This is a genomic window from Blautia stercoris (genome assembly GCF_054657695.1).
This window is the reverse complement of record NZ_BAAHYF010000001.1, coordinates 1,960,520-1,974,349: the sequence shown is the minus strand read 5'-3', so window position 1 is coordinate 1,974,349 and position 13,830 is coordinate 1,960,520. Positions and strand designations below refer to the sequence as shown.

17 protein-coding genes are annotated in these 13,830 nt (G+C 36.4%); 15 read left to right on the top strand and 2 right to left on the bottom strand.

Annotated features, from left to right (window positions below; translation table 11 throughout):
• Nucleotides 1-24 precede the first annotated feature (24 nt).
• The 11 genes from ACYQ2D_RS09515 to ACYQ2D_RS09465 all read left to right on the top strand — a co-directional run bounded on the left by ACYQ2D_RS09515 (nt 25) and on the right by ACYQ2D_RS09465 (nt 8,002).
• Nucleotides 25-945, top strand: a complete 921-nt coding sequence (locus ACYQ2D_RS09515) for a LysR family transcriptional regulator (RefSeq protein WP_187558771.1) — start codon at nt 25-27, stop codon at nt 943-945.
• Between the two features lie 158 nt (nt 946-1,103).
• On the top strand, nt 1,104-2,000 hold the full coding sequence (locus tag ACYQ2D_RS09510) for an NAD(P)/FAD-dependent oxidoreductase (protein ID WP_459785251.1): 897 nt from the start codon (nt 1,104-1,106) through the stop codon (nt 1,998-2,000).
• A gap of 31 nt (nt 2,001-2,031) precedes the next feature.
• On the top strand, nt 2,032-2,343 hold the full coding sequence (locus tag ACYQ2D_RS09505) for a thioredoxin family protein (RefSeq protein WP_459785250.1): 312 nt from the start codon (nt 2,032-2,034) through the stop codon (nt 2,341-2,343).
• A gap of 21 nt (nt 2,344-2,364) precedes the next feature.
• A complete protein-coding gene (locus ACYQ2D_RS09500) occupies nt 2,365-3,858 on the top strand; it encodes an aryl-sulfate sulfotransferase (protein WP_459785249.1) in 1,494 nt (497 codons plus the stop codon).
• A gap of 36 nt (nt 3,859-3,894) precedes the next feature.
• On the top strand, nt 3,895-4,980 hold the full coding sequence (locus tag ACYQ2D_RS09495) for an ABC transporter substrate-binding protein (protein ID WP_459785248.1): 1,086 nt from the start codon (nt 3,895-3,897) through the stop codon (nt 4,978-4,980).
• Between the two features lie 9 nt (nt 4,981-4,989).
• Nucleotides 4,990-5,778, top strand: coding sequence for an ABC transporter permease (locus ACYQ2D_RS09490; protein WP_459785246.1), 789 nt, complete (start codon nt 4,990-4,992; stop codon nt 5,776-5,778).
• Nucleotides 5,779-5,782: 4 nt separating this feature from the next.
• Nucleotides 5,783-6,556, top strand: a complete 774-nt coding sequence (locus tag ACYQ2D_RS09485; protein WP_117457095.1) for an ABC transporter ATP-binding protein — start codon at nt 5,783-5,785, stop codon at nt 6,554-6,556.
• Between the two features lie 199 nt (nt 6,557-6,755).
• Nucleotides 6,756-6,995, top strand: coding sequence for an AAA family ATPase (locus ACYQ2D_RS09480; protein ID WP_459785244.1), 240 nt, complete (start codon nt 6,756-6,758; stop codon nt 6,993-6,995).
• Nucleotides 6,996-7,006: 11 nt separating this feature from the next.
• A complete protein-coding gene (locus ACYQ2D_RS09475) occupies nt 7,007-7,555 on the top strand; it encodes a DUF4143 domain-containing protein (RefSeq protein ID WP_459785243.1) in 549 nt (182 codons plus the stop codon).
• On the top strand, nt 7,524-7,718 hold the full coding sequence (locus tag ACYQ2D_RS09470; protein WP_459785241.1) for a hypothetical protein: 195 nt from the start codon (nt 7,524-7,526) through the stop codon (nt 7,716-7,718). The genes ACYQ2D_RS09475 and ACYQ2D_RS09470 overlap by 32 nt, the downstream gene beginning before the upstream one ends.
• 56 nt (nt 7,719-7,774) lie before the next feature.
• Nucleotides 7,775-8,002: a DUF6718 family protein gene (locus ACYQ2D_RS09465; RefSeq protein ID WP_117457096.1), complete on the top strand. Its 228-nt coding sequence runs from the start codon at nt 7,775-7,777 to the stop codon at nt 8,000-8,002.
• Between the two features lie 57 nt (nt 8,003-8,059).
• On the opposite strand, the gene ACYQ2D_RS09460 is transcribed toward ACYQ2D_RS09465, so the two are convergent.
• Together ACYQ2D_RS09460 and ACYQ2D_RS09455 are read right to left on the bottom strand one after the other, a co-directional pair.
• Complete coding sequence (locus tag ACYQ2D_RS09460) at nt 8,060-8,515, bottom strand: NanQ anomerase/TabA/YiaL family protein (protein ID WP_117457097.1); 456 nt, start codon at nt 8,513-8,515, stop codon at nt 8,060-8,062.
• Nucleotides 8,516-8,533: 18 nt separating this feature from the next.
• Nucleotides 8,534-9,229, bottom strand: a complete 696-nt coding sequence (locus ACYQ2D_RS09455; RefSeq protein WP_117457098.1) for an SGNH/GDSL hydrolase family protein — start codon at nt 9,227-9,229, stop codon at nt 8,534-8,536.
• A gap of 164 nt (nt 9,230-9,393) precedes the next feature.
• Here ACYQ2D_RS09455 and ACYQ2D_RS09450 point away from each other — a divergent pair, with 164 nt between their 5' ends.
• From ACYQ2D_RS09450 to ACYQ2D_RS09435, 4 genes are all read left to right on the top strand, one after another.
• Nucleotides 9,394-10,260: an AraC family transcriptional regulator gene (locus ACYQ2D_RS09450; protein WP_459785239.1), complete on the top strand. Its 867-nt coding sequence runs from the start codon at nt 9,394-9,396 to the stop codon at nt 10,258-10,260.
• Nucleotides 10,261-10,634: 374 nt separating this feature from the next.
• The gene (locus ACYQ2D_RS09445; RefSeq protein ID WP_117457099.1) at nt 10,635-11,999 is read left to right on the top strand and encodes an ABC transporter substrate-binding protein; all 1,365 of its coding nucleotides are present in this window, start codon (nt 10,635-10,637) and stop codon (nt 11,997-11,999) included.
• Between the two features lie 80 nt (nt 12,000-12,079).
• A complete protein-coding gene (locus tag ACYQ2D_RS09440) occupies nt 12,080-12,958 on the top strand; it encodes a carbohydrate ABC transporter permease (RefSeq protein WP_117457100.1) in 879 nt (292 codons plus the stop codon).
• Entirely contained in the window at nt 12,959-13,792 is an 834-nt protein-coding gene (locus ACYQ2D_RS09435) for a carbohydrate ABC transporter permease (RefSeq protein ID WP_117457101.1), read from the top strand.
• The last annotated feature ends 38 nt before the right edge of the window (nt 13,793-13,830 follow it).

Below are 13,830 nucleotides of genomic sequence, written 5' to 3'. Positions count from 1 at the left end.
CGGTAAAGAACTGGAGAATTTGATATGACACTTATACAGTTAAAATATATTTTGACAATAGCAGAAACAAAATCCCTAAATAAAGCGGCAGAGCAGCTTTATGTTTCACAGCCTTCTCTAACCAATGCTCTGAAGGAACTGGAAAAAGAAATTGGGATTACGATTTTTTTTAGAAGCGGACGTGGTGTAACACTGACGAATGATGGCGTGGAATTTTTAACCTATGCCAGAGAGCTTTATCATGAGTATGAACAGTTACTGCACCGTTATACAGAAGGCAGTTCTTATAAGAAGAAATTCGCAGTTTCCACCCAGCATTATTCCTTTGCGGTCAAAGCGTTTGTGGACGTTGCAAAGACGCTGGATATGTCACAGTATGAACTTGCAATCCGTGAAACAAAGACTGCAGAAGTTATTATGGATGTCAGCACAATGAAAAGTGAAATCGGGGTATTATATTTAAGTGACTTTAACCGCAAATCCATGGAAAAACTCTTAAACTCTGCAAATCTGGAATTTCATCCCTTAATTGAGTGTGATGCTTATGTTTATTTATGGAAGGGACATCCGTTAGCGGAAGAAGCATGTATTACGATGAAGCAGTTAGAGAATTATCCATGTCTGGCATTTGAGCAGGGAGACAACAGTTCCTTTTATCTTTCAGAAGAATTACTGCCGACAAATGAATACAGTCAGATTATTCATGCAAATGACAGAGCGACGATGCTGAATTTGATGGTGGGCTTAAATGGTTATACGCTTTGTTCCGGTCTAATCTGTGAAGATTTAAATGGAAATGACTATCGTGCAGTACCGTTTAAAAATAGTGAAGGACCGGAAGAAAACAAAATGGAAGTCGGATATGTGACAAGAAAGAATCTGATTTTAAGTAAATTAGGTGAGATGTACGTAAATGCATTAAAAGAATATCTGAAAACGGAATAACGAAAGGAATCATGAAATAGCCAGTTATAGCTTAAAACTATAACTGGCTATTTTTTTTGTGTATTAGACAGGTAAATTTGATTGTGTTAATATCAATGGCATGTAAAACATATTAAACAGGTATGAAAATAGGGATATAAAAACAGGAGGAAAAACAGATGACGGATGTTCTGATTATTGGCAGTGGTCCGGCCGGTATGACAGCAGGCATTTACATAAAAAGAGCAAACTTAGATGTGCAGATAATAGAAAAAGAATATGAAGGAACCGGTCAGATGGCAGAGAGCAGCCGCATTGATAATTATCCTGGATTTTATGGAATAAGCGGTTATGACCTGGGAGAGAAAATCAGGGAGCATGCCGAAAACTTAGAGATTGAATTTTTAGAAGAAGAAGCAGTTGCCTTTGAAGAGACCAAAAAAGGATTTTTGGTTATCCTGGAAAGTGGAAAAACACTGGAGGCAAAAACAGTGATTTATACAGCCGGGGCAGAACACAGAAAATTAAATGTTCTTGGAAGTGATACATTTGAAAATAAAGGAATTTCCTATTGTGCCTCCTGCGACGGAGCTTTTTACAAAGAAAAAGACGTGGTGGTGATTGGCGGAGGAAACAGTGCATTGGATGATGCTTTGTTACTTTCTGAAATTTGTAACAAAGTATATCTGGTTCACAGAAGAGATAAGTTTCGAGGCAATCCTGGAACACTTGCAAAATTAGAAGCAAAAGAGAATGTTGAAATTATTCGAAATGCAAATGTCCAGGAAATCAAAGGAACAAAAAAAGTAGAAACTGTTTTATTAGATACAGGAGCTTCCCTTGAAGTACAAGGTGTGTTTGTGGCAGTGGGGATGATTCCACAGACAGAAAAATTAAAAGACCTGGTTGAGTTAGATGAAAATGGATATGTAAAAGCTGGGGAAGATGGAATGACTTCCAAACCGGGATTTTTTGTAGCAGGAGATGTAAGAGCAAAGAAACTTCGACAGATTATTACAGCAGCAGCAGATGGAGCAAATGCAGCAGATTCAGCCATTCATTATATCATACAGTAGTACAACGTACGAATAGAAAGGAAACAATATCATGGTAAATCAACTGACAAGAGAAAATTTTGAAAAAGTAATAAAAGAAAACAGTAGTGTTGTTGTAGAGTTCTATTCTGCAACTTGTAAGCACTGTAAAAAGCTGGAGGCAGGAATTGCAGAGCTTTCCGAGGAAGCCGGAAATGAAGTGTACTTCGGAAAAGTATTAGTTTCTGATGAACTGGCTCTGGCAGACGAATATGAAATCACCTCAGTTCCGACTTTATTATATTTTAAAGACGGAGAGATTCGTGAAAAATCAATTGGCTTTACACATAAACTGATTATTGCAGAAAACATAAAGAAATTATAAAAGAACAGGAGTAGATAGATTATGGGATATCCAAGTATTTTTCCAACAGGAACATTAATTTATGATAAAGAGAAAACATTTAATGGTTATACGATTTTTCCTTCCGCAAAAGGAGCATTATTAATCGATATGAACGGTCGTGAAGTTCAGCTTTGGGCAGGACTTGGCGGATTTCCAAATAAAATTCTTCCAGGCGGATATGTAATGGGAACAACAGGAACAAGACCTGGTAAAAAAGCGTATCAGGACCAGATTGATTTGGTTCAGGTTGACTGGGATGGAAATATTGTCTGGAAATTTGATAAAACAGAATTGATTGCAGACGGAGATAAAGACCCGGTTTACATGGCAAGACAGCATCATGATTATCAAAGAGAAGGCTCTACTGTTGGTTATTATTATCCGGGCGGAGAACCAAAGACAGATAGTGGAAATACCTTAATTTTAACACATGAAAATCTTTACAATCATGATATTTCAGATAAACGTCTGATTGATGACAAGATTATCGAAGTAGACTGGGAAGGAAACATCTTATGGAGCTGGAGAGCAAGCGACCATTTCGACCAGTTAGGATTTGATGAGGCAGCAAAAAATGCACTGTTCCGTAATCCATGCCTGCAGGGTGAAGCCGGTGGTGACTGGATGCATATCAACAGCATGTCAGTCTTAGGTGAAAATAAATGGTACGACCAGGGAGATGAGCGTTTCCATCCGGACAACCTGATTATCGATGCAAGAAATGCAAATATTCTCGCAATCATCAGCAAAGAAACCGGAGATATTGTATGGCGTGTCGGACCAGACTTTAATGAAAACGAAGCAACCAAAAAACTTGGATGGATTATCGGACAGCACCATTTACATATGATTCCAAAAGGACTTCCGGGAGAAGGAAATCTGCTGGTATTTGACAATGGTGGAGAAGGCGGATACGGTACTCCAAACCCTGGAGCATTAACAGGTGTCAACAATGCAAGGAGAGATTATTCAAGAGTACTTGAATTTAACCCGATTACACTTGAGATTGTATGGCAGTATACTCCACTTGAAGCAGGAAATCTGTTATTTACGGATGCATCTAAATTTTATAGTTCCTACATCAGTGCAGCACAGAGACTTCCAAATGGAAATACTTTAATTACAGAAGGTTCTGACGGACGTCTCATTGAAGTGACACCGGAACATGAAATTGTATGGGAATACATTAATCCATACTTTAATACCATCCTTGGACAGTTTACGAACAACATGGTTTACCGTGCATACCGTGTACCTTATGAATGGATTCCACAGGTAGAAAAACCGGAAGAAATTTCTGTTGAACCGATTGATGTGGAAAACTTCCGTGTGCCGGGTTCTTTAGTTGGAAATGGACTTGGAAAAGTTACCACAATCGACGGAGTAGACCCAGAAGCACGCCTGATGACAGGTGGCGGAGCCTCCGATGACGAAGATGAAGAAGTAAACTTCTGTGTGGCAACCGTAAAGAAAAGCGATTTAATTCATAAATAAATTTAAGGTCATGATACCTGAAAGGGAGTGAAGAAAATGAAAAGCAAAAAAATTACAGCAGCAGTTTTTGGTCTTGTTCTTACATTAGGTCTGGTGGTTACAGGTTGCGGAAGTAATAGTAGTAAAGCAGATGACAGTGCGAAGACAGATTCAGGAAGCAAGAAAGAAGCAAATGCAGATGGATATCAGGTAGTCAATATCGGTTTCCCGAGTGCCGGTTATGAATGGGCAGAAGGTGCACTGGCAGTAGCAGAGGAAAAAGGTTATCTGGATGAATACTTAAATCCACTTGGCTATGATGCAGATTTGATTCCATTTACAGGGGCAGCACCGGCGATTCATGAAGCTTTGGTATCCGGAGATTTGGATTATGCATATTATGCAGGATTTGCAGGAATTATGGCAAAATCAAATGGAATTGATACAAAGTTATTGGCTGTAACAAGCTTTGGATCTGCATGGCAGTTAGCGGTCAGCGCAGATTCCGGAATCACTTCCTTAGAGGATTTAAAAGGAAAGACCATTTCCTATCAGAGAGGTGCAACTCCTCAGATGTATATATTAAAGGTATTAGAAGAAGCAGGTCTTAGTGCGGATGATGTACAGCTTGTAAACAGTACCATTCCGGAAGGACTTTCCAGTCTTTCTACCGGTGCAGTTGATGCTGCAGTTGTTACTTATGGACAGGCAGATACCTTAGTAGAACAGGGAAAAGCTTCTATTATTCATAAAGGGGTAGATGCGGATGCAGATACGTTCTATGAACCAAGCGTGTTAACAGGAAGAACAGATTTTGTGGAAAAAAATGCAGATGTCTCAAGCGCAATTATTGAAGCTATGTTAAAAGCAAGAGATGATATTATTGCAGACCCGGAAGCATTTTACGAATTGTCTTCTGAAAAGAGCGGAAGAACATTAGAACAGGTGAAATCCGTAGCCGTATCTGATGTAGAACTCGCTTATCCGGTCAACTTAGATGAAAGGTACATTACTTCATTAAAGAATATTGAACAGTTTGAACTCGACAATGATATTATTACCAATCAGGTAGATTTTGATTCCTGGATTGATTCCTCCTATCTGGAAAAGGCAGTGCAGGACTATCAGGGAAACGCACAGTAGGGAGGATACATGAGCATGTACAAAGGAAATAACGTATTTATACAAAAATTATTGCTCTTTCTTAATATGATTATATTGCCGGTACTGATTGTACTGGCATGGCATTTTGCCACTTCTACCGGAGCAATGTCCACACTGATTTTACCAAAAATCAGTACTGTGATTGAGACATTAAAAGACCAGCTTACAAATGGTCCGCTTGCCGGAGATATCGGCATTAGTTTAAGCCGTATTGCAAAAGGATATGCGCTGGCAGTCGTTGTAGGAATTTTACTTGGCGTGCTCATGGGAATGAACAAATCTGCAAACCGGTTTTTTATGCTGACATTTACAGCAATTCGTCAGATTCCAATGATTGCATGGGTTCCGATTTTAATTATCTGGTTTGGTATCGGAGAAGAATCTAAAGTAGCAGTTATCTTCTTAGCAGCATATTTCCCGGTACTGGTAAATACAGTCAGCGGAATTGAACGTACAGACCCGAAACTGATTGAAGTTGGAAAAATGTACCATTTAAATGGATGGCAGCAGTTTACACAGATTTATCTTCCATCTGCTCTTCCTTCTATTTTTGTAGGATTAAAACTGGGATTAAGTGTATCCTGGATGGCAGTAGTCGGTGCAGAAATGATTGCAGCCACATCAGGTATCGGTTTCCGTATCAATGATGCACGAAGCCTGATGCAGTATCCGATTGTATTTGCAGGAATTATCGCCATTGCAGTGGTTGGTGTGATTATGGATTTGGTCATCTCACTCATTGGTAAGTTATGCACACCTTGGGAAAGAAGCAGGTAGGAACATGGGAAAGAAAAAGTTAATCATTCATGATGTAAATAAAAGCTTTGTAGTTAATGGACAAAGCGTAGATGTATTAAAAGATATTAATCTTGAAATAGAAGAAGGCGAATTTGTAGTCATTGTCGGACACAGTGGATGTGGAAAAAGTACGTTATTGAAAATGATTGCAGGACTTGAGAAAAATGATACAGGAATCTTAAGTGTAGATGGAAAAGAAGTCGATGGACCAGGAATGGACAGAGGAATGATTTTCCAGGAACATAGATTATTTCCATGGATGAGTATCGAGAAAAATGTACAGCTTGGTCTAAAGGGGCTGAGCAAAGAAGAAAAAAGAAAACTTTCTGACCAGTATCTGGAGTTGGTAAAGCTTAGCGAATTTAAAAAAGCATATCCAAGTCAGCTCTCAGGTGGAATGTCACAAAGAGCTGCCATTGCAAGGTCTTTGGTAAGTCAGCCGGAAATTCTTCTCTTAGATGAACCATTTGGAGCATTGGATGCGCTGACAAAAATTGAACTTCAGGAAGAAATGCTTAAGATTCGTGAACGCTTTCATAATACCATGATTATGGTTACACATGATATTGAAGAAGCTGTATTTTTAGCGGACCGTATCGTGGTTATGTCCGCAAGACCGGGACGAATCAAAGATGTAATTAAGGTAGAACTTGGAAAATACAGAGACCGTGGAAGCACAGACTTCACACATTATAAAAAGAAAATCTTTGATTATTTCTTTGAAGAAAAAACAGTTACACCAGAATACAATATTTAAAAAAAACCATGTAGATGCCTGAGAAGGATTTACATGGTTTTTTGATTTTTGGAAAAATGTGTAAAATCACGTCAAAAAAGCTGGAAAAATGTGAAAAAAACAAGAAAAAAATTCGGAAAAATGTGTAAAAATGGATTTGAAAAGCCGGAAAAATGTATTAGCATTAATATAGAATGAATTTAAAAGGCGGTGGTTTTCAATGAAAAGAAATGCAATGCAGGATTTAGTACAATGGAAAAACGATGAAGAACGGAAACCAATGGTATTAAAGGGAGCAAGACAGGTTGGAAAGACCTGGATTATGAAAGAATTTGGCAGGCAGTATTATGAGAGTTATGTATATTTCAACTTTGATGAAGAGGAAGAGTTAAAATCCATTTTTGAAACCAATAAGAATCCGTACCGCATTATTGAATTGCTATCTATAATAATTATTTGATTATTGGGGGAATGCCGGAATGTGTAGTTTCCTGGATAAAATATAAAGACCCAGCCAGAGTTTCGAGGATTCAAAAAGAGTTAATTGAAGTTTATGAGAACGACTTTTCAAAACATAATGGAAAAGTAAATAGTGGACGGATTCTCATGGTATTTCGCAGTATTGTTTCTCAGCTTGCAAAATCAAATGAAAAATTCATGTATAGTGCAGTTCGTGAGGGTGCAAGAGCACGTGATTTTGAAGAAGCGATTGAATGGTTAGTATCAGCAGGTATGGTGAATCGTATTTATAATGTGTCTAAAATGGAGCATCCACTTTCAGCTTTTAATCGTTTGGACCAGTTTAAATTATTTGTATTCGATACAGGGTTATTAAAGTATATGGCAGGGATTGACAACAGTGCGATTTTATTAAATTCCAGTTATCAGTTTAAAGGAGCATTGACGGAAAATTATATACTTCAGCAGCTTCATGGTCAGTTTGAAGTTGAACCGCACTATTTTTCTTATAAGAATCAGGAGATTGATTTTGTACTTCAGAATGGAAATTGTTCCTGTTGAAGTAAAAGGCGGTGAAGATAAGTCAGCGCCGTCATTTAAAAAGTATGTTCAGGAAAAAGAACCGAAAACAGCGTTGAGATTTTCAAAAAGAGGATATCGGAAAGATGGAAATGTCACGAATGTGCCGTTGTATCTGGCAAGGAAAATAAGAGAGTTGATGTGAAAAGATGAGTATGATAATATAAAGTAAAATTTGGTGATGAAGGTAGGAATTAAAAAATGTGTTATCTAATTGCTAAAGACAGAGATGTGCATGGATGCTTCGCATTAAAAACAAAACATGGAAAACATTTAGCAGAATTAAAAAGAGAATTAAATGAAGCAGTTGGCTATAAAGGAGTTCAGTTAGTAACAATTAGCAGACCAACAGCTTATGGAGAATATGCACCGTATTGTTTTGTGGATACAGAGAAAGAGTTTGAAACTCTTGTAAAGTCATTGCGTTGATGAAAAATGTATTAACGAGAAAACCAGCCAATATACGGCTGGTTTTTTAGTAAATTATTAAATGGCAACTTTAAACATTGCTTTCTTTATCCGTTCTGGTTTCTCAGGAGCAATTCCCGGGCGATGAGCATCTGTTGGATAACAGATAAGAAAATCATTCTCTTTTAAGAAAATCGTTCCATTTGCTGTTCCGGAGAACGTCTCAAAGTCATTTGCCTCGAGATAGTTAAGAGGCTTCATATTTGGTGTAAAGTTCACGTCGATTTGTTCTGCACCTTTTAAGATGAAATGAATATCAAGAAATCTTCTATGAGCTTCCCAGCCTTTTTCTTCTACAGGGACAGTTTCAAATTCCATAATATTTAGATAGACATTATCGCCATCAATTTCGTAATGACCACAGGGAAAAGAAGCAAGGTCGTTATTTTTTGCATAATTTAAACATTTTGCAATGCCATCTGCAAAATGAGAAATATCGTTTGGTGTAAGGTTATTAAGATTGTCGAAATACATAAAGAGTCCTTCTTTCTTTTAAATTTGTATGTTATGCTGTTTTAAAGTATTACGCAAAATAGTTGCCATGATATCATAGCCTTTTCCATTTGGATGAAGACCATCATAAGTAATGCCGTCTAAAGGAATACTGGCCCCCGGATAGCAGGTAGGGGTATAGTAGTTAACAAAAATAAGTCCTTCTTGTCTTGCTTTTTGGGTAAGCCAGTTATTAAAATCTTTTATAAAATCTTTTCGTTCCCTTTCATGTAAAGAAGTTGGCATGTAAATTGGCATTAAAGAAGTAATGATTAATTGAGTACTGGTTTGTTTTGTCTGATAGATAATGTCACAGTAATTTTCTTTTGCTTTTTCGAGCACGGCATCGTATGGAGCAGGAGGAATTAATTTCCAATAATCTCCCTCCAAATTAATTGTGTCATTAATTCCGATGTCCAAAATACAATATTTCGGTTCAAGCTGTAAAACATCGGTAAAAAAACGTTTTCTTAAATAAGTTGTGTTGTCTCCCGCAATTCCCCGGTTGATAATAAACAGGTTAGGATTTCTGAAATATGCATTGAGTTCCCAAAAATGTGTAATGGAATCTCCTGCAAAAATGAAATCCGGCTTTTGATTTGAGTACATTAAAGAATGATTTTTAATATTAAATTCTTTCCGGCGGCTGTCAGCAGCCACAACTTCAGAATAGTATCCGGCATTGTGATTTGACATATCAGAACCTCCAAAAGTAATAATCTTAAGACTGATTATATAATGAAGAATCAATAGAAAAAATGGAATAGACACTTAATAATAGCATAATGCTGTCAAAAAACAATATTTTTGTATTGATTATAGCTTAGGATAAGACTATCATATAAGAGGAGGTGATTTTTTTGAAACAGGGTGTGGATAATGTAAGGTTTAATTTTCTTTATGTGGATAAATATTCTTTTGGCAGAACGTGGGTCTATCCGGAGAGTATTGTTCCATACAATATGTTAAGGTATATTCGCTCGGGTGCGGCTACATTTTTTATTGATGACAAGGAAATATCGGTAGAAAAGAATCAGATTATATATGTTCCGAGAAATTGTAAATTGTCTTGTTATGCCCAAACGGATAACTTTTCTTTTATAAGTATACGATTTACCACATCTGTATTTTTTGAAGGTGGAGATTTTCTGGCAGATTATTACGGAGTACCATTGGTAACAGAAGCAAAAGGCGAGGAAAAATATTTTGACCTGATTTATGATTATATTAAAAGTGAAAATCCAGCCAGAATTTATTTTGTCAGAGGTTATTTGGAAATTTTAATTGGAACTTTGATATCCAGAGCAGATGCAGATAACTATGGAATATTAAGAAGAAACAAGACGGATGAGGAATATACTTTGGAAAAAGTGAGACAGAGAATCCGTAAATCAGATAATCGGATTGATTCGAGAATACAGGTTGTTGTAGATTATATTGCACTTCATCCTACGGAACACTATACACCGGAGAGTATGGCAAAGATGGCGGAGTTAAGTAAACAAAGATTTAGTCATTTATTTAAAGAGCAACTTGGAAAAGCACCGATGACATATTTAAAAGAGCTACGTTTAACAACAGCGGCCAGAAAGCTTTTAGTAACAAATGATAATATTAGTGATATCGCATATAGCGTGGGGTATGAAGACCCGAATTATTTTACGAGAGAATTTAAACACGCATTTGGATATACACCAAATCAATACCGAAAAGCAGCGAGAGATTAGCATCAAAGAATGAGCGTATTATGCTATTAATGCGACACGATTGCGGAAATGATAAGCTTAGTGGAGAAAAATTGATTAAAAAAAGGCAGTACAGACTAGAAAAAACGTGACTAATAGAATAAAAAACAACTGAAACAGCGGAGATTGTAGCAAAGGTGATACTTTTTAAGCAGGTTGAAAAGTACCACCTTTTAATGTTGAAAAACGAGCGTATTGTGCTATTAATAGGTTAGAGCTTCATTGAAAATGCCTAAAAAAATACTTATAATGACAACATAAACAGCAATATGACGAAAAGGATAGAGCATATTGTAATGGGGCTAGGAAAAACAATTTAAAAATCACCAAAATGAGAAGAGTGAAAGGAGAACAATATGAAAAAAAGACTAGCGATGCTATTGGCAGGAGTAATGTTGACCGGCAGTTTATTAACAGGATGTGGAGGGGATTCATCAGCGAGTGATACAAACTCAGATGCAAAAAAAGAAGCATCTAATTCAGATGAAACTGGAGAATTAGAGGGAGATATTACATTCTGGCATTCATTTACACAAGGACCGAGACTTGAAACCATTCAAAAAGCAGCAGATAAATTTATGGAAGAAAATCCGAAAGTTAATATTAAAATAGAAACTTTCTCATGGAATGACTTTTATACCAAATGGACAACAGGTCTTGCTTCCGGAAATGTACCAGATATGAGTACCGCACTTGTTGGACAGGTTGCTGAAATGATCGATTCCGATGCAATTATTCCTTTAAATGATTTGATTGATGATATTGGGCGTGATAAATTCCAGGAAAATGCATTAAATGAATTAACAGTAGATGGAAATAATTATGCAGTTCCATTATATTCACATGCAATGGTAATGTGGGTTAGAAAAGATTTACTTGAAGCAAATAATATGGAAGTTCCAACAACTTGGGATGAGCTGTATGAAGATGCGAAGGCTTTAACAAAAGATGGAATTTATGGATTATCTTTCCCATGTGGAACAACAGATTTCCAAGCAACAAACTTCTTAAACTTCTATGTTAAGAGTGGAGGCGGAAGCCTTTTAACAGATGATTTAAAAGCTGACTTGACAAGTGATTTAGCAATTGATGGTATTAATTACTGGTTAAAAGTATACGAAGACTGTTCACCGAAAGATTCTATTAACTACGATGTATTAGACCAGGCAACCTTGTACTATCAGGGAAAAACAGCGTTTGATTTTAACTCTGGATTCCAGATTAGCGGTGTTGAGGCAAACTCACCGGATTTATTACAGTATGTAGACTGCTATCCAATTCCAACAATTAATAAAGGCGATGAGCAGAACGGTATTACAACTTCTAACCAGCCAATGGTTGTTTGGAAAAATTCAAAACATCCTGAAATTTGTGAAGCGTTTATTGAAACATTATATGATGAAGATACTTATGTTGAATTCCTTCATGCAACACCTGTAGGTATGTTACCTGCAATTAAAGGTATTTCTGATACAGATGCGTATAAAGATAATGACATGATTAAACAGTTTGAACATGCAGAATCCGTAATTGAAAGTCAGATTCCAGGAGGAACAGCAATTGGATTTGAACATGGTCCAAGCACTCAGGCTGGCATCTTAACAAATCAGCATATCATTGAAAAGATGTTCCAGGATATTATCACAAACGGAACAGATGTAGAAGAAGCAGCGCAGGCAGCAGAAGATGAATTAAATGCTTTATTTGAAGCAGTTCAGTAAGCATCGACTGTATTAACATTATAAAGCAGGAAATACTTTAAAATTCCTGCTTTATAATTTGAAGAGGGTGAATAAACAAGATGAATAAAAAAAATTATACTAGATGGCTATTTGTGCTTCCTGCGATTATCATTGTTTTGGCTTTGTTTGTATATCCAATTATATCAAGCTTTTATTTTAGTTTTACAAATAAGAATCTGATTCGGCCTACTTATGATTTTGTTGGACTCGATAATTATATAGCAGTATTAAAAGATAAAGGCTTTTGGAATGCTTTTCTCAATTCTTTAAAATGGACAATTTTTTCACTTGGCGGTCAGTTGCTTGTAGGATTTACAGCAGCTTTGGCACTTAATAAAGTAAAACACTTAAAAGGTTTTTATAAAACATTATTAATTATCCCATGGGCGTTTCCATCTATTGTTATTGCGTTTTCATGGCAGTGGATTTTAAATGGGGTATACGGATTTTTACCGAACATTCTTGTACAACTTGGTCTGTGTGATATGCCGCCACAGTTTTTAACAGATAGAGTGTTGGCGTTTGTGGTTTTAGTATTTATTAATATTTGGTTTGGTGCTCCAATGATTATGGTAAATGTTTTAGCAGCTTTACAGACTGTTCCACAAGACCAGTATGAAGCGGCGGAAATCGATGGAGCAAAAGGATGGCAGTCATTCTTATATATTACCGTCCCTCACATTAAGGTTGTAACTGGATTATTAGTAGTTCTTAGAACAGTGTGGATTTTCAATAACTTTGATTTGATTTATCTGATTACAGGTGGCGGACCTGCTGGTGCTACTCAGACAGTTCCGGTTTATGCTTATGATATGGGATGGGGAACAAAATTACTTGGAAAATCATCAGCAGTAACAGTGCTGTTATTTATATTCCTGATGGCTGTATGTGTTGCTTATTTTGCAGTTCTTGCACATTGGGAAAAGGAGGATAAATAGATGAAACATAAAGGACAAAAAATACAAAGCTTTATCTGTCATTTTTATCTGATTATTCTTACGATTATTGCAATTTTCCCATTGGTATGGATTATATTATCTTCCATAAAAGGAAAAGGTGAGTTAACAGGAAATCCAACCGGATTTTTACCAAAGACATTTACATTGGAATATTTCAGACATGTTATTTTTGACTTGGGATTCATTAATAATATTAAAAATAGTGCAGGAATTGCACTTGTAACAACATTGATTGCAATTATTGTTGCAGCTTTGGCAGCTTATGGTATTGTAAGATTTTTTCCTAAATTTGGAAGTGTAATGTCTAAAGTGCTTGTAACAACTTATATTTTCCCACCAATTTTATTGGCAATTCCATATTCAATTGTTATGGCTAAGGCAGGGTTGGTAAATACAAGAATTGGTTTGATTATTGTATATTTATCTTTCAGTATTCCATATGCGGTATGGCTTCTTGTGGGATTCTTTAAAAGTGTTCCGATTGGGATTGAAGAAGCTGCAAGAATTGATGGAGCAAATAAAATTAAAGTATTTGGAACAGTTGTACTTCCATTGGTTGCTCCTGGTATTGTAGCAACCGCAATTTATACATTCATCAATGCATGGAATGAATTTTTGTATTCATTAATTTTGATTAATGATACTTCTAAGATGACAGTTGGTGTGGCACTTCGTTCTTTGAATGGTTCAGAGATTCTTGACTGGGGAGATATGATGGCGGCATCTGTAATTGTAGTAATCCCTTCAATCATTTTCTTCTGTTTAATTCAAAACAAGATTGCAGGTGGCTTAACAGAAGGTTCTGTTAAATAAAAAAGAACTAAAAACAACAATATAAATCAAAAAAGGAG

Excerpts from the sequence above, each read along its gene's own strand:
- ACYQ2D_RS09515 (WP_187558771.1), top strand. The coding sequence starts at position 25 with ATGACACTTATACAGTTAAAATATATTTTGACAATAGCAGAAACAAAA.
- ACYQ2D_RS09510 (WP_459785251.1), top strand. The coding sequence starts at position 1,104 with ATGACGGATGTTCTGATTATTGGCAGTGGTCCGGCCGGTATGACAGCA.
- ACYQ2D_RS09505 (WP_459785250.1), top strand. The coding sequence starts at position 2,032 with ATGGTAAATCAACTGACAAGAGAAAATTTTGAAAAAGTAATAAAAGAA.
- ACYQ2D_RS09500 (WP_459785249.1), top strand. The coding sequence starts at position 2,365 with ATGGGATATCCAAGTATTTTTCCAACAGGAACATTAATTTATGATAAA.
- ACYQ2D_RS09495 (WP_459785248.1), top strand. The coding sequence starts at position 3,895 with ATGAAAAGCAAAAAAATTACAGCAGCAGTTTTTGGTCTTGTTCTTACA.
- ACYQ2D_RS09490 (WP_459785246.1), top strand. The coding sequence starts at position 4,990 with ATGAGCATGTACAAAGGAAATAACGTATTTATACAAAAATTATTGCTC.
- ACYQ2D_RS09485 (WP_117457095.1), top strand. The coding sequence starts at position 5,783 with ATGGGAAAGAAAAAGTTAATCATTCATGATGTAAATAAAAGCTTTGTA.
- ACYQ2D_RS09480 (WP_459785244.1), top strand. The coding sequence starts at position 6,756 with ATGAAAAGAAATGCAATGCAGGATTTAGTACAATGGAAAAACGATGAA.
- ACYQ2D_RS09475 (WP_459785243.1), top strand. The coding sequence starts at position 7,007 with ATGCCGGAATGTGTAGTTTCCTGGATAAAATATAAAGACCCAGCCAGA.
- ACYQ2D_RS09465 (WP_117457096.1), top strand. The coding sequence starts at position 7,775 with ATGTGTTATCTAATTGCTAAAGACAGAGATGTGCATGGATGCTTCGCA.
- ACYQ2D_RS09460 (WP_117457097.1), bottom strand. The coding sequence starts at position 8,515 with ATGTATTTCGACAATCTTAATAACCTTACACCAAACGATATTTCTCAT.
- ACYQ2D_RS09455 (WP_117457098.1), bottom strand. The coding sequence starts at position 9,229 with ATGTCAAATCACAATGCCGGATACTATTCTGAAGTTGTGGCTGCTGAC.
- ACYQ2D_RS09445 (WP_117457099.1), top strand. The coding sequence starts at position 10,635 with ATGAAAAAAAGACTAGCGATGCTATTGGCAGGAGTAATGTTGACCGGC.
- ACYQ2D_RS09440 (WP_117457100.1), top strand. The coding sequence starts at position 12,080 with ATGAATAAAAAAAATTATACTAGATGGCTATTTGTGCTTCCTGCGATT.
- ACYQ2D_RS09435 (WP_117457101.1), top strand. The coding sequence starts at position 12,959 with ATGAAACATAAAGGACAAAAAATACAAAGCTTTATCTGTCATTTTTAT.